The sequence below is a fragment of the Streptomyces sp. NRRL S-455 genome, assembly GCF_000717875.1.
Classification (GTDB): Bacteria; Actinomycetota; Actinomycetes; order Streptomycetales; family Streptomycetaceae; genus Streptomyces.
Window position 1 is genome coordinate 222,554 of the sequence record NZ_JOCT01000004.1, and the last position, 20,861, is coordinate 243,414.

Here is a 20,861-nt window from a genome sequence, read left to right on the forward strand (position 1 = left end):
GGCCGGTGACGATTCGCCTCCACGGGGAACAGTGGTCGCGGCGCGAACGCTGTGACACGTGGAGGTGATCGTCGATGACCGACGAGCAGGACAGGACCGAATACCGCGTCGAGCACGACTCCATGGGCGAGGTGCGGGTCCCCGCCCACGCCAAGTGGCGGGCCCAGACCCAGCGTGCCGTGGAGAACTTCCCGGTCTCCGGGCAGCGCATCGAGCGTGCGCACATCGAGGCGCTGGCCCGCATCAAGGGGGCGGCGGCCAAGGTCAACGCCGAGCTGGGGGTTCTGGACAAGGACATCGCCGGGGCGATCCAGGAGGCGGCCGGGGAGGTCGCCGAGGGCAGGTGGGACGAGCACTTCCCCGTCGACGTGTTCCAGACCGGGTCCGGCACCTCGTCCAACATGAACACCAACGAGGTCATCGCCACGCTCGCGAGCGAGCGGCTGGGCAGGGGTGTGCACCCCAACGACCATGTGAACGCGTCCCAGTCGTCCAACGACGTGTTCCCCTCCTCCATCCACATCGCCGCCACCGCCGCCGTCACCCGTGACCTGATCCCCGCCCTGGACCACCTCGCCGGCTCCCTGGAGCGCAAGGCCGAGGAGTTCTCCGACGTCGTGAAGTCGGGGCGGACCCACCTGATGGACGCCACGCCCGTGACGCTGGGGCAGGAGTTCGGTGGATACGCCGCCCAGGTGCGGTACGGCATCGAGCGGCTGGAGGCCTCCCTGCCCCGGCTCGCCGAACTGCCCCTCGGCGGCACGGCGGTCGGCACCGGCATCAACACCCCGCCCGGTTTCTCCGCCGCCGTGATCGAGGAGGTCGCCCGGACCACCGGGCTGCCCCTCACCGAGGCCCGTGACCACTTCGAGGCGCAGGGCGCCCGGGACGGCATCGTGGAGACCAGCGGGCAGCTGCGCACCATCGCGGTCGGACTGACGAAGATCGCCAACGACCTGCGGTGGATGTCCTCCGGGCCGCGCACCGGCCTCGCCGAGATCGCCCTGCCCGACCTCCAGCCCGGTTCCTCGATCATGCCGGGCAAGGTGAACCCGGTCATCCCGGAGGCCGTGCTGATGGTCGCCGCCCAGGTCGTGGGCAACGACGCGACCGTCGCCACCGCCGGCGCCGCGGGCAACTTCGAACTCAACGTCATGCTGCCGGTCATCGCGAAGAACGTGCTGGAGTCGATCCGGCTGCTCGCGAACGCCTCGCGGCTGCTGGCCGACCGGACCGTCGACGGCATCACCGCCGACCGCGAACGGGCCCGGGAGTACGCCGAGTCCTCCCCCTCGGTCGTCACGCCGCTCAACAAGTACATCGGGTACGAGGAGGCCGCGAAGGTCGCCAAGAAGGCGCTGGCCGAGCGGAAGACGATCCGTCAGGTCGTCCTGGACGGCGGGTACGTGGAGCGCGGCGACCTGACGATGGAGCAGCTCGACGAGGCGCTGGATGTCCTGCGGATGACGCGCCCGTGACGTTTCGCGGAGCACGCGCGCCCGGCGCGTGAACCGTGACACGCGCCGCAGCGTCGTTTGCCCATGGCACCTAATATCTGTGCATGGCGGAGGGCGGAGCGGTGAGACGCGTGGGAACGGGCGGTGCGGCGGGCTTCTGGGCGCCCGGGAGCCGGATTCTGTGGCGGTACCGGGAGAACGGCGGAGCGGGTTTCCACATCGCGCGCCCCGTCACCGTCGTACGGGACGACGCGGAGCTGCTCGCCGTGTGGCTGGCGCCGGGCACCGAGTGTGTGCGGCCCGTGCTCGCCGACGGCACGCCCGTGCACCTGGAGCCGCTGGCGTCGCGCTACACCAAGCCGCGGACCGTGCAGCGCGACCGGTGGTTCGGCACCGGTGTCCTGAAGCTCGCCCGGCCCGGAGAGCCCTGGTCGGTGTGGCTGTTCTGGGAGCCGGGCTGGCTCTTCAAGAACTGGTACGTGAACCTGGAGGAGCCGCTGACCCGCTGGGAGGGCGGCGTCGACTCCGTCGACCACTTCCTGGACATCTCCGTCCACCCGGACCGCAGTTGGCACTGGCGCGACGAGGACGAGTTCGCCCAGGCCCGGCGGGACGGGCTGATGGACGACCGGCAGGCCGAGAAGGTACGGGCGGCGGGTCAGGCGGCGGTGGAAATGATCCGCGCCTGGGGGCCGCCGTTCTCGGAAGGCTGGCAGCAGTGGCGCCCGGATCCGTCCTGGACGGTACCGTCACTCCCGGAGGACTGGGACCGCACGCCCGCGCATGTGTCCTCATGAGACCCTTGATGCGCCCCCGGGCAAGAAACGTAGGATCGTCCTCCGCAAGGGCGCGCGGTCGCAACTGTGAGTGCACGCGCTGGGCTTGACCGATCGTCACCGAGGGGCGGCAGGACGTGAGCGAGGGGTACGAGGGCAACACCGGAAGGGCCTGCGCCGCAGGTCTCCCGGGCCGGAGACGGTCCGCCGGTGGCACAGGGACAACCTCTGACCACGCGGGAATTCCGTTCCTGGGGCACGTATTCCGGGTATCGGAGTTTCGGCGGGACCACCTGCACGTACGGCGTGCAGCCCCGGACGGATGGATTCGACACGCGTGACGGAGCAGCCGACCTCCTTCGAACGCCCGCAGCCGGGCATCGACCCCGCGGACCCCCGCGGGGCGCTCGCGCACACCCCGACACCGGCTCGTGCGCCCGGCGCGGGCGCCTTACCGGTACAGGGCCGCCCAGGCGGCGATGTCACCGTCCCGGTCACGACGGCCCACACTCCTCCGGGCACGTCGGAGCCGGGCACCTCCACGCCGTTCGGCAAGGGCAAGGACACCGTGAGCGACCCCGCCTCCGAGCACTCCCAGCCGGGTGCCGAACAGACCGCCGAGCGCGACACCCCCCGGCCGCGGCCCGCCCCCGAGGGCATTCCGGTGCAGCCGGCCGACGAGCAGGACCGGCCGGGAGCGAATGCCGAGGGCCAGGAGCGGCGCAGCGGCCAGAGCCTGCCGCCCGGCCGTCCCACGCCGATGCGGCGGGACGGCGACCGGCTCAGGTTCGTGGGTGCCGCCACCCGGCGGATCGCCCGTGGCATCGATCTCGACGAGATCGTGATGGGGCTGTGCCGGGCCACCGTGCCCACGTTCTCCGACGCGATCCTGGTCTATCTCCGCGATCCGCTGCCGGTCGGCGACGAGCGGCCCACGGGCCCGCTGGTGCTCAGGCTGCGCCGCACGGACCGGATACCGGCCGAGCGCGACACCGAGAACGGCTTCCTGCCGGCCGCGCAGCCCGAACCCAACGAGCTGGACACGGTCGGCGCCGAGCTGTGCGAGGTGCGGCCCGGAAGCGCGCTCGCCGAGGTGCTGCGCGGTGTCCGCCCGGTGTTCACCGACGCCCCCGCGGCTCGTGCCGCGCTGCCCGAACTCCTCGGTGACGGAGAAGAGTTCGCCGTTCCGGACGGACAGCGGGCGATTCTCGCCCCGCTGCGCGGCCGGCGCCGGGTCATCGGCGCCGCCCTGTTCCTGCGCCGTCCCGAGCGCCCCGCCTTCGAAGGGGACGACCTGCTGGTGGCCGCCCAGCTCGCCACGCACAGCGCGCTCGGCATCGACAAGGCCGTGCTCTACGGACGCGAGGCGTACATCGCGGACGAGTTGCAGCGCACCATGCTGCCCGAGACGCTGCCCCGCCCCACCGGCGTGCGGCTCGCCTCCCGCTACCTGCCGGCCGCGGAGACCGCTCGGGTCGGCGGCGACTGGTACGACGCCATCCCGCTGCCCGGCAGCCGGGTCGCGCTGGTCGTCGGTGACGTGATGGGTCACTCCATGACGTCGGCCGCCATCATGGGCCAGCTGCGCACCACCGCGCAGACGCTCGCCGGCCTGGACCTGCCGCCGCAGGAGGTCCTGCACCACCTCGACGAGCAGGCCCAGCGGCTCGGCGTGGACCGCATGGCGACCTGCCTGTACGCGGTCTACGACCCGGTGTCGCACCGCATCACCATCGCCAACGCCGGTCATCCGCCGCCCGTCCTGCTCCACCTGGGCGGCCGGGCCGAGGTGCTGCGCGTGCCGGCCGGGGCTCCCATCGGGGTCGGCGGTGTCGACTTCGAGGCGGTGGAGCTGGACGCGCCCGCCGGTGGGACGCTGCTGCTGTACACCGACGGGCTGGTCGAGTCCCGCCTGCGGGATGTGTGGACCGGCATCGAGCAGCTGCGGGAGAAGCTCGCCGCGGTCGCGCAGCTCACCGGGCCGGACCATCCGCCGCCCCTGGAAGCGCTGTGCGACGAGGTGCTCGACATGCTCGGCCCGGGCGACCGGGACGACGACATCGCGCTGCTCGCCGCCCGCTTCGACGGGATTGCGCCCAGCGACGTGGCGTACTGGTTCCTGGAGCCGGAGGACGCCGCCCCCGGGCGGGCCCGCCGTCTGGCCCGGCGCGCGCTGCAGCGGTGGGGCCTGGAGGAGCTCAGCGACTCCGTCGAACTGCTGGTCAGCGAGGTCGTGACGAACGCCGTGCGGTACGCGTCCCGGCCGGTCACACTGCGGCTGCTGCGCACGGACGTGCTGCGCTGCGAAGTGGGCGACGACGTCCCGCAGCTGCCCCGGCTCCGCCAGGCCCGCGCCACCGACGAGGGCGGGCGCGGGCTGTACCTGGTGAACCGGATGGCCCGGCGCTGGGGCGCGACCCGCCTGAGCACCGGAAAGGTCGTCTGGTTCGAACTCAACCGCGGCTGACCGGGCTGAGCGGGGAGCGGCGGGTGCCGCCGCTCCCCGCTCAGCTGTGGGCAGTCCTGCCCCTGGGCCCATCGGGGCGTCGGACAACCGGACGGTCAAGTCCCCTGTTCGCGTGACTTCTGCACGCCCCCCGCGCAAGGCGCGTTGCACAGGAGCCTCCCCGTGCGTGGAATGCGACAGCGCTCGAAGCTCTGAGTGTCCACAGTCGCACCTGGAGGATGCATGCCCTCTGCCACTGTCCGCAGCGCCGTGACCGCCGGCGCCCTGGCCGCCGCCCTCACCCTCTCCCTCTCCTCGCACGCCGCCGCAGACGTCGGTGACGAGGACATCGAGCGGCTCAAGCTCGTCGGCGTCATCAAGTCGGACTCCACCCCGTACTACGCGCTGACCGGCGACAGCTGGACCACGTACATGCACCTGTACACGCCCGACGACAAGCGCGTCGGCGACGCCACCGCGCGGTGCTCCGCCGCCGATGCGCCCTTGTTCGAGAGCCGCGTGACCACCCAGTGCACGCGGGTCCTGCGCATGAAGGACGGGGAGATCACCCTCCACGACGTGATCACCCGCGAGGGCAAGGAGAAGGTCACCGCCAAGACCGCCATCGCGGGCGGCACGGGCAAGTACAACGACGCCGAGGGAGAGGGATACATCACCCTCGACGGCGACCGCGTCCTCTTCGACCTCCACGTCGATGACTGACCGGTACACCCGTCAGGAACGGCGTCCTTGGACCGACCCAGGAGGTTTCGTGATCACATCGGCTGTCCGTGCGGTGGCCGTCGCCGCCCTCACCACCACGTTCGCCCTTCTTCCGGCTCTGGCACACGCCGAGGAGAAGGACGCGGACAACGACATCGAGAGGGTCGAGCTCGTCGGCGTCAGCGGGTCCCACACCCACCCGGTCCGGGATGTGGAGACCAGCGACGGCTGGACGAACCACATGGACCTCTACACGGAGGTGACCGACGCATCCGGCAAGAAGACGCTGCGGCACGCCGGTGACGGGACGTCGGAGTGCTCCGCGATCGTGGTCCAGGACTCCGAGGTGACCGCACACTGCACCCGCGTCCTGCGCCTGGCGAAGGGCACGCTGACCCTCAGCGACGTGATCAGGTACAAGCCCGGGGAGCGCGTGACGGCCAAGACCGGCATCACCGCCGGCACCGGCCATTACCGAGCCGCCTACGGTGAGGGCCACATCACCCTGGAGGGCCGTCAGGTCCGTCTGGTGCTCGACGTCGACGAGTGACGCGGGGCCGGGGCATACCCGATCGGTGCGGGAGACGCGGTGCGCGATCCCGCACCGGTGCCGTTGGCAGCCCTCAGTCCTGGACCCCGGAGGTCTTCTCGATGAGGCGGGTGAACACGATGAGCGCCCCCAGGGCGGGCAGCAGCCCGGCCAGTGTCCACAGGACGCAGAAACCCGCCGCCGCACCGGCCCCCATGTGCAGCACCGTGGGCGCGTCTTCGGGCATTCCGGCCACCATCAGCAGGAAGATGATGGAGAGAATGCCCATGGCGATGATGGTGAAGAACGGCCACAGATAGTTCACCACGGGCAGGATGCCCGCCTTTCTGGCCTTCTTCAGGAAGTTGTTGTCACAGGCCCGGGTGATCATCGCCAGGATGGCGAACACGGACCCGATGATGACGCCCACCATGGAAACGGCGACACCGGTCACCTCGTCCATCGGCAGGTCGTCGTCATGGCCGAGCCAGGCGCCCCCGGCCGCGCCGAACAGCGCTCCCAGCGGCTCCCCCCACCACCAGCTCCTCAGACTCACGTGCACGAGCCGCATGAACTCCTTGAAGTACTTGTCCCCCGTGGTGCGCCCGCTGGGCTCCTCCGGGTACGGGTCACATCCTGAGGCCCTCACCACCGTTCCCGCGCCCTTCCGCCGCTATCTTCGCCCCGTAGAGACCCATGTCCCGTATGGCGTCGTACAGCGACGCGCAGCGCTCGTCCGGGGCATCCTCCTGAGGCTCGGCCTCCGGGGCCCCGCCGGCGGCGCGAACGAGACGGCTACGCGTGATGCCGGGGTCGAAGTCACGGGTGCCGGCGTTCTGCTCGCGGGTCCCGCGAAGAGAGCTATCCATGAGGCGCGCCACCTTTCATGCACGCCGGTCGGCGCGCTGGGAATGGGGCCTGAACATGCGCTCAACCATAAGCCGCTTCCATCGACCAGGCCCGTCCTGACGACATTCAGGTGAATCTCAGGTGAATTTTCTCGGGCCTGAATCGCGGGCGCCCGGTTCTCGCCGGGCGCCCTTCCGCGTCTCCTACTCCTCGTTCCCGGACCTGACCGGATCGAGCGGGTCGCCGCTGTCCGTCGGTGTCGACTCCGGGGTCGTCGGCGGACTGAAGCTGGGCGGTGGCGTGGTCGGAGACGGCGGCGGCGAGCTGCTCGGCGCCTCCGTCGTCGGCGGCGGGGACGACGACGGCTCCTCGGTCGTCGGCTCCTGCGTGGGCTCCTCGGTCGTCGGCTCCTGCGTGGGCGTCGGCGTCCGCGTCGGCTTGATGGCCGCGCCCTGCCGGGTGTCCAGGTCGAACTCGGTGACGTCACCCATCACACCGAAGGTGTACGCCGCCCAGATCTGCGCCGGGAAGCCACCGCCGTCGACCCGGGGCTCGCCGCCCGCCTCGTACATCGGGACCTGCTTGTAGGGGGGCTTGTCGTCCTGGCCGAACAGGCCGACCGAGGTGACCAGGTTCGGCGTGTAGCCGGTGAACCAGGCCGACTTGTTGTTGTCGGACGTACCCGTCTTGCCCGCGACCTGCTGGCCGTCGCGCTGGGGGTTGTTGCGCACCGACGCCTGGGCGGTGCCGTCGTCGACCACGCCGGTCAGCACCGACGTCACCGAGTCGGCGGCCTCAGGGCTGATGACCTGGTCACCGATCGGGTCGGGCATCTTCACGGTGCGGTTCAGGTGCTCCGCCGACTTCACGATGGCCGGGGTGACCTTCTTGCCGTGGTTGTCCAGGGTGGCGTAGACGCCGGCCATTTCCAGGGGGCTGGCACCCATGCTGCCCAGGGTCTGAGCGGGCACGGCCTCCATGTTCTCGGTGTCCATGCCGAGCTTGCCGGCGACGTCCACCACCTCGGACATGCCGACGTCGACGCCCATCTGGGCGAAGACCGAGTTGACGGACTTGTTCATCGCCGTCTGGACGGAGATCGGGCCGTAGTTCCTGTCGTCCTCGTTCTCGGGGGCGAAGCCGACCTCGCTGCCGTTGTCCATGACCGGGCGCTTGCTCGTGCCGTCGTAGACCGTGCTCGCGGTGATCGGATCGCCGTCCTGCGTCTTCGCCTGCTCCTCCAGGGCCGCGGCCAGGATGACCGGCTTGAAGGTGGAGGCGGGCTGGTAGTCGGTGCGGGTGGCGTTGTTGGTCCAGTGCTTGAAGTAGTTCTCGCCGCCGTACATCGCGACCACGGCGCCCGTCTTCGGGTTCACGGAGGCGGCACCGGCCTGGACGTCCGCGTCGACCTCGCGCTTGTCGGGGTCGAGCTTGCTGGTCAGTTGCCGCTGGACCGACTTCTCCAGCGCGGCCTGCTTCTTCTTGTCGATGTTGAGGTTGATGGTCCAGCCGCCGGCGTTGACCATCGCCTCGGCTTCCTTGCGGCTGCTCGCGGCACCGTCTGCGACGAGTTGCTTCTCCAGTGCCGCGTTCGCCGCGTTGACCAGATAGCCCTTCTGGCCCTCCATGCCGGGGACGGGCTTGGGCTCCTCCGGCACCGGGAACCTCATACCGGCCCGCTCGGACCGGCTCAGCCACTTCTCCTCGACCATGTTGTCCAGGACGTAGTTCCAGCGGGCCTTCACCAGCTTCCTGCCGCGCTCCGACGCGACCGCCCAGTCGTACTGGCTGGGGGCCTGGAGCAGCGCGGCGAGGTAGGCGCCCTGCGCGACCGTGAGGTCCTCGGCGTCGGTGCGGTAGTAGGCCTGGGCGGCGGCCTGGATGCCGTAGGCGTTGCGGCCGTAGTAGCTGGTGTTGATGTAGCCGGCGAGGATGTAGTCCTTGGACTTCTCCCGGTCCAGCTTCAGCGAGATGACCAGTTCCTTGAGCTTGCGGGAGACGGTCTGTTCCTGCGTCAGGTAGTAGTTCTTGACGTACTGCTGGGTGATCGTCGAACCGCCCTGCGCGCCGCGGCCGGAGACGGTGTTGAGCAGGCCGCGGGCGGTGCCCTTGAGGTCGACGCCGGCATCCTTGAAGAAGGTCTTGTTCTCGGCCGCGACGAACGTCAGGCGCACCTCTTTGGGGACCCTGGACAGATCGACGACCTCGCGGTTGACCTTGCCGTCGCGGGCCATGATCGAGCCGTCGCTGTACTTGTAGATGTTGCTCTGCCGCTTGGCGTCGGCGTTCCCCTCGGGGATGTCGATCACCATGTACAGCACGATGAAGGCGCCCATACCGAGCAGGCACAGGCCGAAGAAGGTGCCGACGATCTTCTTCCAGGTGAAGAGCCTGCGTATGCCGCTCTTCCCGGCCGCGCCCGACGAACGGCGGCGCTTGGGCGCCGCCCGGCGCCCACCGCGCTGTCTGGCGCGTCTCTCTTCCGCTCGTCCCATGGGTCCGATCTGCTCCGCTTCGCTCATGTGTGCTCATATGTCACACAGGTTCGCCGCTCAGGTCAGCTCAGAAAGCTAACACCGGGAGACAAGGGACAGGGCTGCCGATCCGGCTCTTCGCGGACGTGACAATCAGCACCCACCCCAACGGAACCGACGTTCGAGACGCCCGCAGGGTTGCCAGAACCCCGAAAAGTGATATCACTTAGATAGATGGAAGCTAGGCAGGAGAGGCTTCCCAGGAGAACGGGGGATCACCCATGTCCATACAGGAACCGCAGATCACGGCCGATGCGCCCGACATGCCCGAGATGCCGGCGCCCCGCGTGCGGGAGGTCACCGCGCACAGCATCGGCGGTGGTCTCGCTCTGCTGTTCGGCCTGGTCGGACTGCTGGCCGGTGCCGGGCTGATCGCGGTCGCCACGCAGGTGGACGGGGCCGGCGCCAAGGCCGCGCTGATCATCACCGGCATCCTGGTCGCGCTCGCGGCCTTCCTGGCCATGTGCGGGCTGAACATGGTGGCGCCCGGTGAGGCCCGGGTCGTCCAGCTCTTCGGCCGCTACCGGGGGACTATCCGGCAGGACGGCCTGCGCTGGGTGAACCCCCTCACCTCACGCACCAAGATCTCGACGCGGGTCCGCAATCACGAGACCGCCGTCCTGAAGGTCAACGACGCCTACGGCAACCCGATCGAGCTCGCCGCGGTCGTGGTGTGGCGGGTCGAGGACACCGCCCAGGCCGTCTTCGAGGTGGACGACTACGTCGAGTTCGTCTCCACGCAGACCGAGGCGGCCGTGCGGCACATCGCCATCGAGTACCCCTACGACGCCCACGAGGAGGACGGCCTCTCGCTGCGCGGCAACGCCGAGGAGATCACCGAGAAGCTCGCCGTCGAACTGCACGCGCGCGTGGAGGCGGCCGGGGTGCAGATCATCGAGTCGCGCTTCACCCACCTCGCGTACGCCCCCGAGATCGCCTCGGCGATGCTCCAGCGGCAGCAGGCCGGAGCGGTGGTCGCGGCGCGGCGGCAGATCGTGGACGGGGCGGTGGGGATGGTCGAGGCCGCGATCGCCCGGATCACCGAGCGGGACATCGTGGAGCTGGACTCCGAACGGAAGGCGGCGATGGTCTCCAACCTGATGGTGGTGCTGTGCGGTGACCGCGCCGCGCAGCCGGTCCTCAACACCGGGTCCCTCTACCAGTGACGGCCCCTTCCGACGGCCCGGACCCCCGACGCCGGCCACAGCAGCAGCGCAAGCAGGTGCTGCTGCGGCTGGACCCGGCGGTGTACGAGGCGCTCGCGCGGTGGGCCGGGGACGAGCTGCGGTCCGCGAACGCGCAGATCGAGTTCCTGCTGCGCAGGGCCCTCAAGGAGGCCGGGCGGCTGCCGCGGGAGACCGGGCCGTTGCCCCGGCGCGGCCGGCCGCCGGTCGACGGCGGGAACGGATAGGGAACGGTGCGGCGTAACGGTGTAGCAGAACCGTGACAAGCGGCCGCCACCTGCGCGGCCGTACGCCACGACGCCAGCTACACACTCTGCGTATACACGCGACGTATACACCGTGTGTATGGTGCTCGCATGTCCATCGGTCACACACTTCTGGGACTCCTGGAGTCCGGACCCCGCCACGGTTACGACCTCAAGCGGGCCTTCGACGAGAAGTTCGGTCACGACCGGCCGCTGCACTACGGCCAGGTCTACTCGACGATGTCGCGGCTGCTGAAGAGCGGGCTCGTCGAGATCGACGGGATCGAGGCGGGCGACGGCCCGGAGCGGAAGCGGTACGCCATCACCGACGCCGGGATCACCGACGTGGAGCGGTGGCTCGCGACGCCCGAGAAGCCGGAGCCGTACCTCCAGTCGACCCTCTACACCAAGGTCGTCCTCGCGCTGCTCACCGAGCGGAACGCGGGCGACATCCTCGACTCGCAGCGCTCCGAGCACCTGCGCAGCATGCGGATCCTCACCGACCGCAAGCGCAAGGGCGATCTGGCCGATCAGCTCATCTGCGACCACGCACTGTTCCACCTGGAGGCGGACCTGCGCTGGCTGGAACTGACCGCGGCCCGTCTGGACAAGCTCCGTGAGGCGGTGACCCGGTGACCGTTCCCGCTGGTTCGCTGCTCATCGCCCGGGATCTGCGCAAGACCTACGGGCCGACGACCGCGCTCGACGGCGCCGAGTTCTCCATCCACCCGGGCGAGGTCGTCGCCGTCATGGGTCCGTCCGGGTCGGGCAAGTCGACGCTGCTGCACTGTCTCGCCGGGATCGTGATGCCGGACTCGGGCTCGATCACGTACAACGGGCGCGAGGTGACCTCGATGAGCGACTCCGAGCGCAGTGCGCTGCGGCGCTCGGAGTTCGGCTTCGTGTTCCAGTTCGGGCAGCTCGTGCCGGAGCTGACCTGTGTGGAGAACGTCGCGCTGCCGCTGCGGCTGAGCGGGTCGTCCCGCAAGGCGGCCGAGCGGACCGCGCTGGCGTGGATGGAACGGCTGGAGGTCGACGACCTGCGGGGGAAGCGGCCCGGCGAGGTGTCCGGCGGTCAGGGGCAGCGGGTCGCCGTGGCCCGCTCGCTGGTGACGAACCCGCGGGTGGTCTTCGCCGACGAACCCACCGGCGCGCTCGACTCGCTCAACGGCGAACGCGTGATGGAACTGCTCACGGACGCCGCCCGGTCCACCAACGCGGCCGTGGTGCTCGTCACCCACGAGGCCCGGGTGGCCGCGTACTCCGACCGCGAGATCGTCGTACGGGACGGCAGGTCGCGGGACATGGAGCGCGTCGTATGAGCGTCGGACAGTGGAGCCGGGACCTGGCCCTGGGGACCCGGTTCGCCTTCGCGGGCGGACGCGAGGGGTGGATCCGGGCGCTGCTGACGGCCGTCGGCGTCGGGCTCGGTGTGGCGCTGCTGCTGCTCACCACGGCCATCCCGAACGCGCTGGCGGAACGGAACCGGCGGGAGGAGGCGCGCAGCGACCACACCTTCAGCCAGCAGAAGATACCGAAGGCCGACGACACCCTGATCGTCCTGGACGCGGACACCACGTTCCGGGACCAGGACGTCCGCGGGCGCCTGCTGGAGGCGGAGGGCCCGAAGGCTCCGCGGCCACCCGGGGTCTCGGCGTTCCCGGCGGACGGCGAGATGGTCGTCTCCCCCGCACTCAAGGAGCTGCTCACCTCCGACGAAGGGAAGCTGCTGCGCGAGCGGCTGCCCTACCGGATCTCGGGCACCATCGGCGAGCAGGGCCTCGTCGGCTCGCGGGAACTCGCGTACTTCGCGGGCGGCAAGGGGCTCGAGGAGCGGCTGGAGGGCCTGGCCAGCGGCGCCCGGATCGACAGCTTCGGCAACGACGACCTGGGGGCGTCCGACCCCTGGGACCCGGTGCTGCTCCTGCTGGTCCTGGTCGTCTTCGTCGTCCTGCTGATGCCGGTCGCGGTGTTCATCGCCGCGGCCGTGCGGTTCGGCGGTGAGCGGCGCGACCGCCGGCTCGCGGCGCTGCGGCTGGTCGGCTCCGACAGCCGGATGACCCGGCGGATCGCCGCCGGCGAGGCCCTCGCCGGGTCGGTGCTGGGGCTCGTCCTCGGCACCGGGTTCTTCCTGCTCGGACGCGAACTCGCGGCCTCCTTCGAGGTGTTCCACGTCAGCGTGTTCCCGAGCTACCTGAACCCCTCTCCTCTGCTGGCCGCCCTGGTCGCCGTGGCGGTACCGACGGCCGCGGTACTGGTGACACTCCTCGCGCTGCGCGGGGTCGTCATCGAGCCGCTCGGCGTGGTGCGCACGGCCAAGCCGGCGCGGCGCCGCGTGTGGTGGCGACTGCTGCTGCCGCTGGGAGGGCTCGCGATGCTCTACCCCATGGTCGGGCAGGGCCGTGACGAGGGGAACTTCAACCAGTACCTCGTCGTCGGCGGTGTCATGCTCCTGCTCGTCGGGGTCACGGCCCTGCTGCCCTGGGTGGTGGAGACGGTCGTGGCCCGGCTCGGCTCGGGCGGGGTCGCCTGGCAGCTGGCCGTGCGCAGGCTCCAGTTGAGCAGTGGCGCGGCGGCCCGCATGGTCAACGGCATCGCCGTGGCCGTGGCCGGGGCGATCGCGCTGCAGATGCTGTTCGCCGGAGTGGACGACGGCTACACCAGGGCGTCGGAGTACGACGTCTCCCGCGCCCAGATGAGCGTGCACGTGCCGGACAAGGCCGAAACCGCGTCCACCGTGGGGAAGTACCGCGACACCGAGGGCGTGCGCAAGGTCACCGCTCTGTCCGATGTCTACCTCGGCGACCGGCGCGGTGAGGCGGACGCGTACGTCCAGGTCACCGTGGCCGACTGCGCGTCGCTGCGCGAGGTGGCCACCCTCGGCGCCTGCCGTGACGGGGACGTCTTCGCCGTCCGGGGCTCGGAGTACGACAGCGAGAGCGGCCACCTGACCGAACCCGGTACGACCCTGTGGACCGACCCGGGGGACACCACACGCTCCGGCGACCGCCCGGTCTCCTGGACCGTGCCGAAGGACATCCGGCAGGCCCAGACCCGCGAGGACCCCACCGGCTACGAGCGCGGCGGCATCCTGGTCACCCCCGGCGCACTGCCCGGGAATCTCGGGTCGATCACCTCCACAGAGCTCTTCCTGAGCCTGGACCGCTCCGTGCCGGACGCGTACGACCACGTCCGCAACACGGCCGCCCGGCTGGACCCGGCGGTCCAGCCGATGACCTGGAACAGCGTCGAGCGCAACGACCGCTACGCCACCATCCGCACCGGCCTGTCCGTCGGGACCGCGTGCGTCCTGGCCCTCATCGGGGCGAGCCTGCTGGTCTCGCAACTGGAGCAGTTGCGAGAACGCCGCAAGCTGCTGTCCTCCCTGGTCGCCTTCGGCACCCGGCGCCGCACGCTCGGCCTGTCGGTGCTGTGGCAGACGGCGATCCCGATCGGGCTGGGCCTGCTGCTGGCCGCGACGGTGGGCATGGCCCTGGGCGCGGTCCTGTTGCGGATGACCGACACGTCGATCCGGGTGGACTGGCCTAGCGTGCTGTCGATGACCGGCATCGGCGCGGCCGTCGTCCTCGTGGTGACGCTGCTGAGCCTGCCGCCGCTGCTGAAGATGATGCGGCCGGACGGACTGCGCACCGAGTAGCCGCTCCGTCCGGCCCGTCAGGCGCCCTGGCCCAGCACCCGTACGGGCAGCGGCCGGAGCGCCTGGCGCAGAGCGGTCGCCAGTTCCTCGTACTCGGCGCCGCGCGCGGCCCCCGCCCGCATCGCCAGGGCGACCCGGCGGGTGGGGGCCGGGTCGGCGAAGTACCCGGTGAGGAGCTGGTCGCTGCGCGAGATCTCGACCTTGAGGGCCGTGCGCGGCAGCAGCGTGACACCGAGCCCGCCCGCCACCAGCTGCACCAGTGTGGACAGCCCGGCGGCGGTCGTGGTCACCGGCACGTCGTCGCGGCCGGCCTCCCGGCAGATGTCGAGGGCCTGGTCCCGCAGGCAGTGCCCCTCGTCGAGGAGGAGCAGGTTCAGCTCGCGCAGCGCCTCACGCGGGATGCCCTCCCGGCCGCCCAGCTCGTGGTCGAGCGGCGTGACGAGCACGAAGTCCTCGTCGAACAGCGGCAGTTCGGCCACGCCCGGTACACCCAGCGGCACGGCGAGCAGCAGCAGGTCGAGCCGGCCGCTGGTGAGGCCGTCGAGCAGGTTCGCGGTCTGCTCCTCGTGCACCTGAAGATCGAGGTGCGGGTACCGCTCGTGGACGAGCCGCAGGACCGTGGGCAGCAGATAGGGCGCCACCGTCGGGATCACCCCGAGCCGCAGCACCCCGGTGAAGGGGGCGCGGAACGCCTCGGCCTCCTCCATGAGCGCGCCGACCTCACCCAGCACCGCCTTGGCCCGTACGGCGATTCGCTCCCCCTCGGGCGAGAGCAGCACCTTGCGCGTCGTACGCTCGAGGAGCGTCACTCCGAGTGCCTCCTCCAGCGCCGAGACCGCACCCGAGAGGGCGGGCTGGCTCATGCCGATCGCCGCGGCCGCGTCCCGGAAGTGAAGGTGCTCGGCCACGGCCGCGAAGGCCCTCAGCTGGGCGAGGCTGGGCTGCCTGCGTTTATTACCCACAGTCACTAATAACTACCTCCGATCAACCCGACCGAGTGTAGCTATTTCCGTAATCAATCGACCCTGTGCCAACATCAATAACGTCCAACCCATGGGAAACACCCGCAATCCGGGTGTTTCTTCGCTGCAAGGAGTGTGTGTGCTCACCGTCGGTGACAAGTTCCCCGAGTTCGAACTGACCGCGTGCGTCTCGCTGGAGGCGGGCAAGGAGTTCGAGAAGATCAACCACAAGACCTACGAAGGCAAGTGGAAGGTGATCTTCGCCTGGCCCAAGGACTTCACCTTCGTGTGCCCGACCGAGATCGCCGCCTTCGGCAAGCTGAACGAGGAGTTCGCCGACCGCGACGCCCAGGTCCTCGGCTTCTCCGGCGACTCCGAGTTCGTCCACCACGCCTGGCGCAAGGACCACGACGACCTGCGTGACCTGCCGTTCCCGATGATGGCCGACTCCAAGCACGAGCTCATGCGCGACCTCGGCATCGAGGACGAGGAGGGCTTCGCCAAGCGCGCCGTGTTCATCGTCGACCAGAACAACGAGATCCAGTTCTCGATGGTGACCGCGGGTTCGGTCGGCCGTAACCCGAAGGAGGTCCTGCGGGTCCTCGACGCGCTCCAGACGGACGAGCTGTGCCCCTGCAACTGGTCGAAGGGCGACGAGACCCTCGACCCGGTCAAGCTGCTCTCCGGGGAGTGATCTGACATGTCGCTGGATGCCCTGAAGTCCGCCGTACCGGACTACGCCAAGGACCTGAAGCTCAACCTGGGCTCGGTCATCGGCAACTCCGACCTGCCGGCCCAGCAGCTGTGGGGCACGGTCCTGGCGACGGCGATCGCCTCCCGCTCCCCGATCGTGCTGCGCGAGCTGGAGCCGGAGGCGAAGGCGAACCTGTCGCCGGAGGCCTACACGGCCGCCAAGTCGGCGGCCGCGGTGATGGCGATGAACAACGTCTTCTACCGCACGCGGCACCTGCTGTCGGACCACGAGTACGGCAACCTGCGCGCCGGTCTGCGGATGAACGTCATCGGCAACCCGGGTGTCGACAAGGTCGACTTCGAGCTGTGGTCCTTCGCGGTCTCCGCGATCAACGGCTGCGGCATGTGCCTCGACTCCCACGAGCAGGTCCTGCGCAAGGCCGGCCTCGACCGCGAGGTCATCCAGGAAGCGTTCAAGATCGCCTCCGTGATCCAGGCGGTCGGCGTGACGCTGGACGCCGAGGCGGTTCTGGCCGAGTAACCCCCGGCCGTACGCCCCGCATTGCAGGGCCCCGCCCACCTGATCGGTGGGCGGGGCCCTGTTGCCGTCGGGAGCCGGGCTACTCCGACGGCGCCTCCCGTTCGGGCTCCGCACTCATCGCCGTGGCACCGCGCGGTCGGACCGAATGCCGCAGCGCCGACTCCCGTGAGTACGCCCGCAGATACCCGGCCACCGTGTTCGTCACGGCCACCAACGGCACAGCCACCACCGCGCCGCCGATCCCGGCCACCATGCCCCCGCACGCGACAGCCAGCACCACCGCCAGCGGATGCACCCGCACAGCCCGCCCCAGAATGAACGGCTGCAGGATGTGCCCCTCGATCTGCTGCACGGCCAGCACCACCACCAGCGTCATGACCGCCGTGAACACCCCCTGGGTGACCAGCGCCACCACCACCGCGAGGGCCCCGGACACCACCGCGCCCACCAGCGGGATGAACGCGAACAGGAAGATGAACACCGCCAGCGGCACGGCCATCGGCACGTCGAGGAAGTAGATGCCGAGCCCGATGAAGATCGCGTCGATCAGCGCCACGATCACCGTGCCCCGCACATACGCCGTCAGCGTCCGCCACGCCGCCGGCCCGGCCCCGGCCACTCCGGGCCGCGCCGCCGCCGGCACCAGCTTCAGCGTCCACTGCCAGATCCGCTTGCCGTCGTAGAGCAGGAACAGGGTGCAGAAGACCGCCAGCAGGATCCCGGTCAGCGCCTCGACGACGACCGTGACGCCCTCGAGCCCCGCCGAGGTGATCTGCTCGGTGTTGGCCCCGACCGCCTCCCGCAGGTTCGCGGCGATCTCGTTGATCTGCTTGTCGGTGACGTGGAACGGGCTGTTCAGCAGCCAGTTCCGCAACTCGTCGATGCCGTCCTGGATCTGGGTCGAGAGGTTGTCGATGTTCTCCATGACCTGCCAGGTCACGAACCAGCCGATCAGCCCCATGATGACGAACCCGAGGATCGCGGTCAGTGCCGTGGCCGGCCCTCGGGGCACTCCCAGCCGCCGCAGCCGGGCCACGGTCGGCTGGAGCAGCGCCGTGATGAGCAGGGCGCTCGCGAAGGCCAGCACCACCAGCTGGACGGCGCTGATGACCCGCATCAGCACCCACAGCGTGCCCGCGAGGACGAGCAGCCGCCATCCGGCCTCCGCCGCGACCCGCACTCCCCACGGGACGGCCTGCGCGGGATCGGGCCGGGCGGGGACGTCGGGCGCGTAGTCCGGGGGCGGCGGCACGTGGTCGTCGGAGCGTGTCCGGGACTCGGGTTCGTCCCGCTCCCGTTCGGCCTCGGCGCGGCGCTCGTTCCACTGCTCGCTCATCTCGGCCAGTCCGGCACCGAGCCGGCCGAGCCACCCTGGCACTCGCGACATGATCGGTCCTTTTCCCCCGTCTCTCCGTGCCACTCCCACGGGAGTCGTCCGCCCCGACCGTACATGGCGCGAGCCCCGCACCGTAGGACGGTGTGGGGCTCGCGCGAAGAGCGGGCTGCGGCTCAGGGCCGCGGGCTCAGTACCAGTTGTTGGCCTGCCAGAACGACCAGGCGTCACAGGGGCTCCCGTAACGGTCGTTCATGTAGTTCAGGCCCCATTTGATCTGGGTGGCCGGGTTGGTCCGCCAGTCGGCGCCGGCGGACGACATCTTGGAACCGGGCAGCGCCTGGAACATGCCGTAGGCCCCGGAGGAAGGATTGACCGCCTTGTAGTTCCAGTCGGACTCGTGGTCCACGATGTTGCTGAAGCACTGGAACTGACCCGCCGGCACCATCTGCCGTGCCATCGCCTGGAGCTGCGCGATGGAGTAGGAGGTCGCGACGGGGAAGTCGGAGACGTCCTTGGAGCGGCTGGCGGCGGCTTCCTTGGCCTCCGCGCGCTCCTTGACCTCCTCGGCCGCCTTCTTGGCCGCCTCCTCGGCGGCCTTCTTCTTGGCGATGGCCGTCTCGGCGGCGGCCTTGCGGGCTGCCTCCTCGGCGTCCTTCTTCGCGCTCGCGTCCGCGGCGATGGCCTGCACGTCGGCCTGCTGCGTCAGCGACGCGGTCTGCACCTGGGCCTGCTGGCCCGCGGGGATGTCCGCGAGCAGCGTGGCGCCGCTTGCCGTCGCTTCGGCGTCGTTGTTCTGTGCGGTGCTGCCCGAGGCAACGCCGACGACGCTTCCGACAGCGGTGACCGCCGTGGCCGAGGCCACTGCGAATCCCCGGACCGAGATCCGGCTCACACGGTTTCCTTCCAGCATCGCCCGCTTCGGTGACCCTCGCGGACGCAATCGTGCCCCTGGCACTGGCCTCCCCAACTGCGGGGTCACGGGAGGCTCGGGCCCGGTGGGCAACTCCCGCGAGGGGAGCGCCGCGTGTTGCTCGGGCGGCATACGACATCGCTATGCAGTTGAAGCTGTGCTCTTTGTGGTGCCGTACCGCTGGGGGTACAGGTGTGTCGTATGCGGGGCCTGACAGGAGTGAGACTCTGCCGTAACACGACGGGGCACCGCAATTCCCAGCCGCGTGTGAAAGCTCACAACCCGTTTGACGCGGGAAATTACACGGAACAGGCACACGCGAAGGCGCCGCCCGGCTAGGCTCTTCGCCTTTCCGGACGGCGCCAACTACCGCGTAACCACCCCGCCTTGGGGCGGTACGGTCAAATCTGACCGTCTTCGAGCATTTCGGTCACAAGGGCGGCGATCTGGGACCTCTCGGACCGGTTCAGGGTCACGTGCGCGAAGAGCGGATGCCCCTTCAGCTTCTCGACCACGGCGACGACACCGTCGTACCGGCCGACCCTGAGGTTGTCCCGCTGGGCCACGTCATGGGTGAGGACCACCCGTGAATTGGCCCCGATCCGGGACAGAACGGTGAGAAGTACGTTCCTCTCCAGCGACTGCGCCTCGTCGACGATGACGAACGCGTCGTGCAGCGAGCGGCCGCGGATGTGGGTGAGCGGCAGGACCTCCAGCATCCCGCGCGCGGTGACCTCCTCGATGACCTCCCGGCTGGTGACCGCCGACAGTGTGTCGAACACGGCCTGCGCCCAGGGGCTCATCTTCTCCGCCTCGGTGCCGGGCAGATAGCCGAGCTCCTGCCCGCCCACCGCGTACAGCGGACGGAAGACCATCACCTTCTGGTGCTGACGGCGCTCCAGCACCGCCTCCAGGCCCGCGCACAGCGCCAGCGCCGACTTGCCGGTGCCGGCCCGGCCGCCCATCGACACGATGCCGACGTCCGGGTCGAGCAGCAGGTCGAGCGCGATCCGCTGCTCGGCGCTGCGGCCCTTGATGCCGAACGCCTCACGGTCCCCGCGTACGACCCGGATGTTGCCCTCGGGTGTGACCCGCCCGAGCGCCTTGCCGCGCTCCGACTGGATCATCAGGCCCGTGTGCACCGGAAGGTCAGCCGCCTCCGGGACGTGGACGTGCCCTTCCTCGAAGAGGATGTCCACCTGCTCACCCGGCAGGGTCAGTTCGGACATTCCGGTCCAGCCGGAGGAGTCCGTGATGGCGAGTTCCGCGCGGTACTCCTCGGCGAGGAGTCCGACGGAGGACGCCTTGATCCTGAGCGGGAGGTCCTTCGACACGACGGTGACGTCGAACCCCTCGGCCTGCAGGTTGCGGGCGACCGCGAGGATGCGGGAGTCGTTGTCCCCCAGGCGGTAGCCGCTGGGCAGCACACTGGGGTCCGAGTGGTTGAGCTCGACACGAACGGTCCCGCCGAGGTCCCCCGTGGGAATGGGGGCGTCGAGGCGGCCGTACCGCACCCGGAGGTCGTCGAGCAGGCGCAGGGCCTGCCGGGCGAAGTAGCCGAGTTCGGGATGGTGCCGCTTGGCCTCCAGTTCCGTCACCACGACGATGGGGAGCACGACCTCGTGCTCGTCGAAGCGGCTCAGGGCGCTGGGATCGGCCAGCAGGACGCTGGTGTCGAGGACATAGGTGCGCCGGTCTGGCTTGTGGCGCTTTGCGCTGGTCACCACGGAAGGACGTACCCCCTCGGATGAGGTCGGGGAGCGACGGGGCGGAGCTGGACCGGTTCCTGGCCGCCCTGCACGGGCCGAGAACCGGCCCTCCGCCTCTTCGTCCGTGCTGTGACCGCACGATCGGGCTGGTGCAAAGGGCCTCCCGGGCGGACGGCTCCGTGCCGTCCGCTGAGATCCGACGCCCGGGGTTCGGGCGTCGACCTGACTGGGTTATGCCCTCGAACGAGCGTCGCCATGCCACGGCATATGACGGCGAGCCGGTGAACTCCGCGTTACTTCAGCCCGCGG

19 protein-coding genes are annotated in these 20,861 nt (G+C 70.1%); 12 read left to right on the forward strand and 7 right to left on the reverse strand.

Features of this window, described 5'->3' with window-relative positions; translation table 11 throughout:
- The first annotated feature begins 74 nt into the window (after positions 1-74).
- The 5 genes from IE97_RS0106625 (at position 75) to IE97_RS0106645 (ending at position 5,952) form a co-directional block, all read left to right on the forward strand.
- Positions 75-1,478 (forward strand): class II fumarate hydratase, encoded by a 1,404-nt coding sequence (locus IE97_RS0106625; protein ID WP_030232776.1) that lies wholly within the window; start codon positions 75-77, stop codon positions 1,476-1,478.
- Between the two features lie 83 nt (positions 1,479-1,561).
- Positions 1,562-2,254, forward strand: coding sequence for a DUF402 domain-containing protein (locus IE97_RS0106630; protein ID WP_030232779.1), 693 nt, complete (start codon positions 1,562-1,564; stop codon positions 2,252-2,254).
- 301 nt (positions 2,255-2,555) lie between these two features.
- Positions 2,556-4,700 carry a SpoIIE family protein phosphatase gene (locus tag IE97_RS0106635; protein WP_030232783.1) on the forward strand — a complete coding sequence of 715 codons (2,145 nt, stop codon included), beginning with the start codon at positions 2,556-2,558 and terminating at the stop codon, positions 4,698-4,700.
- 222 nt (positions 4,701-4,922) lie between these two features.
- A complete protein-coding gene (locus IE97_RS0106640) occupies positions 4,923-5,402 on the forward strand; it encodes a hypothetical protein (RefSeq protein WP_158708246.1) in 480 nt (159 codons plus the stop codon).
- Between the two features lie 49 nt (positions 5,403-5,451).
- Positions 5,452-5,952, forward strand: coding sequence for a hypothetical protein (locus IE97_RS0106645; protein WP_030952292.1), 501 nt, complete (start codon positions 5,452-5,454; stop codon positions 5,950-5,952).
- 73 nt (positions 5,953-6,025) lie between these two features.
- Here IE97_RS0106645 and IE97_RS0106650 read toward each other — a convergent pair whose 3' ends face one another.
- The 3 genes from IE97_RS0106650 to IE97_RS0106660 form a co-directional block, all read right to left on the reverse strand.
- Complete coding sequence (locus tag IE97_RS0106650; protein WP_030232795.1) at positions 6,026-6,580, reverse strand: hypothetical protein; 555 nt, start codon at positions 6,578-6,580, stop codon at positions 6,026-6,028.
- A complete protein-coding gene (locus IE97_RS0106655; RefSeq protein ID WP_158708247.1) occupies positions 6,561-6,800 on the reverse strand; it encodes a hypothetical protein in 240 nt (79 codons plus the stop codon). The genes IE97_RS0106650 and IE97_RS0106655 overlap by 20 nt, the downstream gene beginning before the upstream one ends.
- Positions 6,801-6,983: 183 nt before the next feature.
- Positions 6,984-9,275, reverse strand: a complete 2,292-nt coding sequence (locus IE97_RS0106660; RefSeq protein WP_030232804.1) for a transglycosylase domain-containing protein — start codon at positions 9,273-9,275, stop codon at positions 6,984-6,986.
- A gap of 260 nt (positions 9,276-9,535) precedes the next feature.
- Between IE97_RS0106660 and IE97_RS0106665 the strand changes: the two genes are divergently transcribed.
- From IE97_RS0106665 to IE97_RS0106685, 5 genes are all read left to right on the forward strand, one after another.
- Positions 9,536-10,480, forward strand: coding sequence for an SPFH domain-containing protein (locus IE97_RS0106665; RefSeq protein WP_030232808.1), 945 nt, complete (start codon positions 9,536-9,538; stop codon positions 10,478-10,480).
- Complete coding sequence (locus tag IE97_RS0106670; RefSeq protein WP_030232812.1) at positions 10,477-10,725, forward strand: hypothetical protein; 249 nt, start codon at positions 10,477-10,479, stop codon at positions 10,723-10,725. The genes IE97_RS0106665 and IE97_RS0106670 overlap by 4 nt, the downstream gene beginning before the upstream one ends.
- Positions 10,726-10,854: 129 nt before the next feature.
- Positions 10,855-11,379, forward strand: a complete 525-nt coding sequence (locus IE97_RS0106675; protein ID WP_030232816.1) for a PadR family transcriptional regulator — start codon at positions 10,855-10,857, stop codon at positions 11,377-11,379.
- Entirely contained in the window at positions 11,376-12,065 is a 690-nt protein-coding gene (locus IE97_RS0106680) for an ABC transporter ATP-binding protein (protein WP_030232821.1), read from the forward strand. The genes IE97_RS0106675 and IE97_RS0106680 overlap by 4 nt, the downstream gene beginning before the upstream one ends.
- Positions 12,062-14,401 (forward strand): ABC transporter permease, encoded by a 2,340-nt coding sequence (locus tag IE97_RS0106685; RefSeq protein ID WP_030232824.1) that lies wholly within the window; start codon positions 12,062-12,064, stop codon positions 14,399-14,401. The genes IE97_RS0106680 and IE97_RS0106685 overlap by 4 nt, the downstream gene beginning before the upstream one ends.
- 17 nt (positions 14,402-14,418) lie before the next feature.
- Here the strand turns inward: IE97_RS0106685 and IE97_RS0106690 are convergent, their stop codons facing one another.
- Positions 14,419-15,369, reverse strand: coding sequence for a LysR substrate-binding domain-containing protein (locus IE97_RS0106690; RefSeq protein WP_078603108.1), 951 nt, complete (start codon positions 15,367-15,369; stop codon positions 14,419-14,421).
- A 133-nt stretch (positions 15,370-15,502) separates the two neighbouring features.
- Here IE97_RS0106690 and IE97_RS0106695 point away from each other — a divergent pair, with 133 nt between their 5' ends.
- Both IE97_RS0106695 and IE97_RS0106700 read left to right on the forward strand, forming a co-directional pair.
- Positions 15,503-16,057 (forward strand): peroxiredoxin, encoded by a 555-nt coding sequence (locus tag IE97_RS0106695; protein WP_030232832.1) that lies wholly within the window; start codon positions 15,503-15,505, stop codon positions 16,055-16,057.
- 6 nt (positions 16,058-16,063) lie between these two features.
- Positions 16,064-16,597, forward strand: coding sequence for an alkyl hydroperoxide reductase (locus IE97_RS0106700; RefSeq protein WP_030232836.1), 534 nt, complete (start codon positions 16,064-16,066; stop codon positions 16,595-16,597).
- Between the two features lie 79 nt (positions 16,598-16,676).
- On the opposite strand, the gene IE97_RS0106705 is transcribed toward IE97_RS0106700, so the two are convergent.
- The 3 genes from IE97_RS0106705 to IE97_RS0106715 form a co-directional block, all read right to left on the reverse strand.
- Positions 16,677-17,984, reverse strand: coding sequence for an AI-2E family transporter (locus IE97_RS0106705; protein WP_051704866.1), 1,308 nt, complete (start codon positions 17,982-17,984; stop codon positions 16,677-16,679).
- A gap of 136 nt (positions 17,985-18,120) precedes the next feature.
- The gene (locus IE97_RS0106710; protein ID WP_030232843.1) at positions 18,121-18,825 is read right to left on the reverse strand and encodes a transglycosylase SLT domain-containing protein; all 705 of its coding nucleotides are present in this window, start codon (positions 18,823-18,825) and stop codon (positions 18,121-18,123) included.
- A 419-nt stretch (positions 18,826-19,244) separates the two neighbouring features.
- A complete protein-coding gene (locus IE97_RS0106715; RefSeq protein WP_030232848.1) occupies positions 19,245-20,570 on the reverse strand; it encodes a PhoH family protein in 1,326 nt (441 codons plus the stop codon).
- Positions 20,571-20,861 lie beyond the last annotated feature (291 nt).

What these genes read in the sequence shown, in the direction of transcription:
- IE97_RS0106625 (WP_030232776.1), top strand. Translation starts at nt 75, where the DNA reads ATGACCGACGAGCAGGACAGGACCGAATACCGCGTCGAGCACGACTCC.
- IE97_RS0106630 (WP_030232779.1), top strand. Translation starts at nt 1,562, where the DNA reads ATGGCGGAGGGCGGAGCGGTGAGACGCGTGGGAACGGGCGGTGCGGCG.
- IE97_RS0106635 (WP_030232783.1), top strand. Translation starts at nt 2,556, where the DNA reads ATGGATTCGACACGCGTGACGGAGCAGCCGACCTCCTTCGAACGCCCG.
- IE97_RS0106640 (WP_158708246.1), top strand. Translation starts at nt 4,923, where the DNA reads ATGCCCTCTGCCACTGTCCGCAGCGCCGTGACCGCCGGCGCCCTGGCC.
- IE97_RS0106655 (WP_158708247.1), bottom strand. Translation starts at nt 6,800, where the DNA reads ATGGATAGCTCTCTTCGCGGGACCCGCGAGCAGAACGCCGGCACCCGT.
- IE97_RS0106660 (WP_030232804.1), bottom strand. Translation starts at nt 9,275, where the DNA reads ATGGGACGAGCGGAAGAGAGACGCGCCAGACAGCGCGGTGGGCGCCGG.
- IE97_RS0106665 (WP_030232808.1), top strand. Translation starts at nt 9,536, where the DNA reads ATGTCCATACAGGAACCGCAGATCACGGCCGATGCGCCCGACATGCCC.
- IE97_RS0106675 (WP_030232816.1), top strand. Translation starts at nt 10,855, where the DNA reads ATGTCCATCGGTCACACACTTCTGGGACTCCTGGAGTCCGGACCCCGC.
- IE97_RS0106685 (WP_030232824.1), top strand. Translation starts at nt 12,062, where the DNA reads ATGAGCGTCGGACAGTGGAGCCGGGACCTGGCCCTGGGGACCCGGTTC.
- IE97_RS0106700 (WP_030232836.1), top strand. Translation starts at nt 16,064, where the DNA reads ATGTCGCTGGATGCCCTGAAGTCCGCCGTACCGGACTACGCCAAGGAC.
- IE97_RS0106705 (WP_051704866.1), bottom strand. Translation starts at nt 17,984, where the DNA reads ATGTCGCGAGTGCCAGGGTGGCTCGGCCGGCTCGGTGCCGGACTGGCC.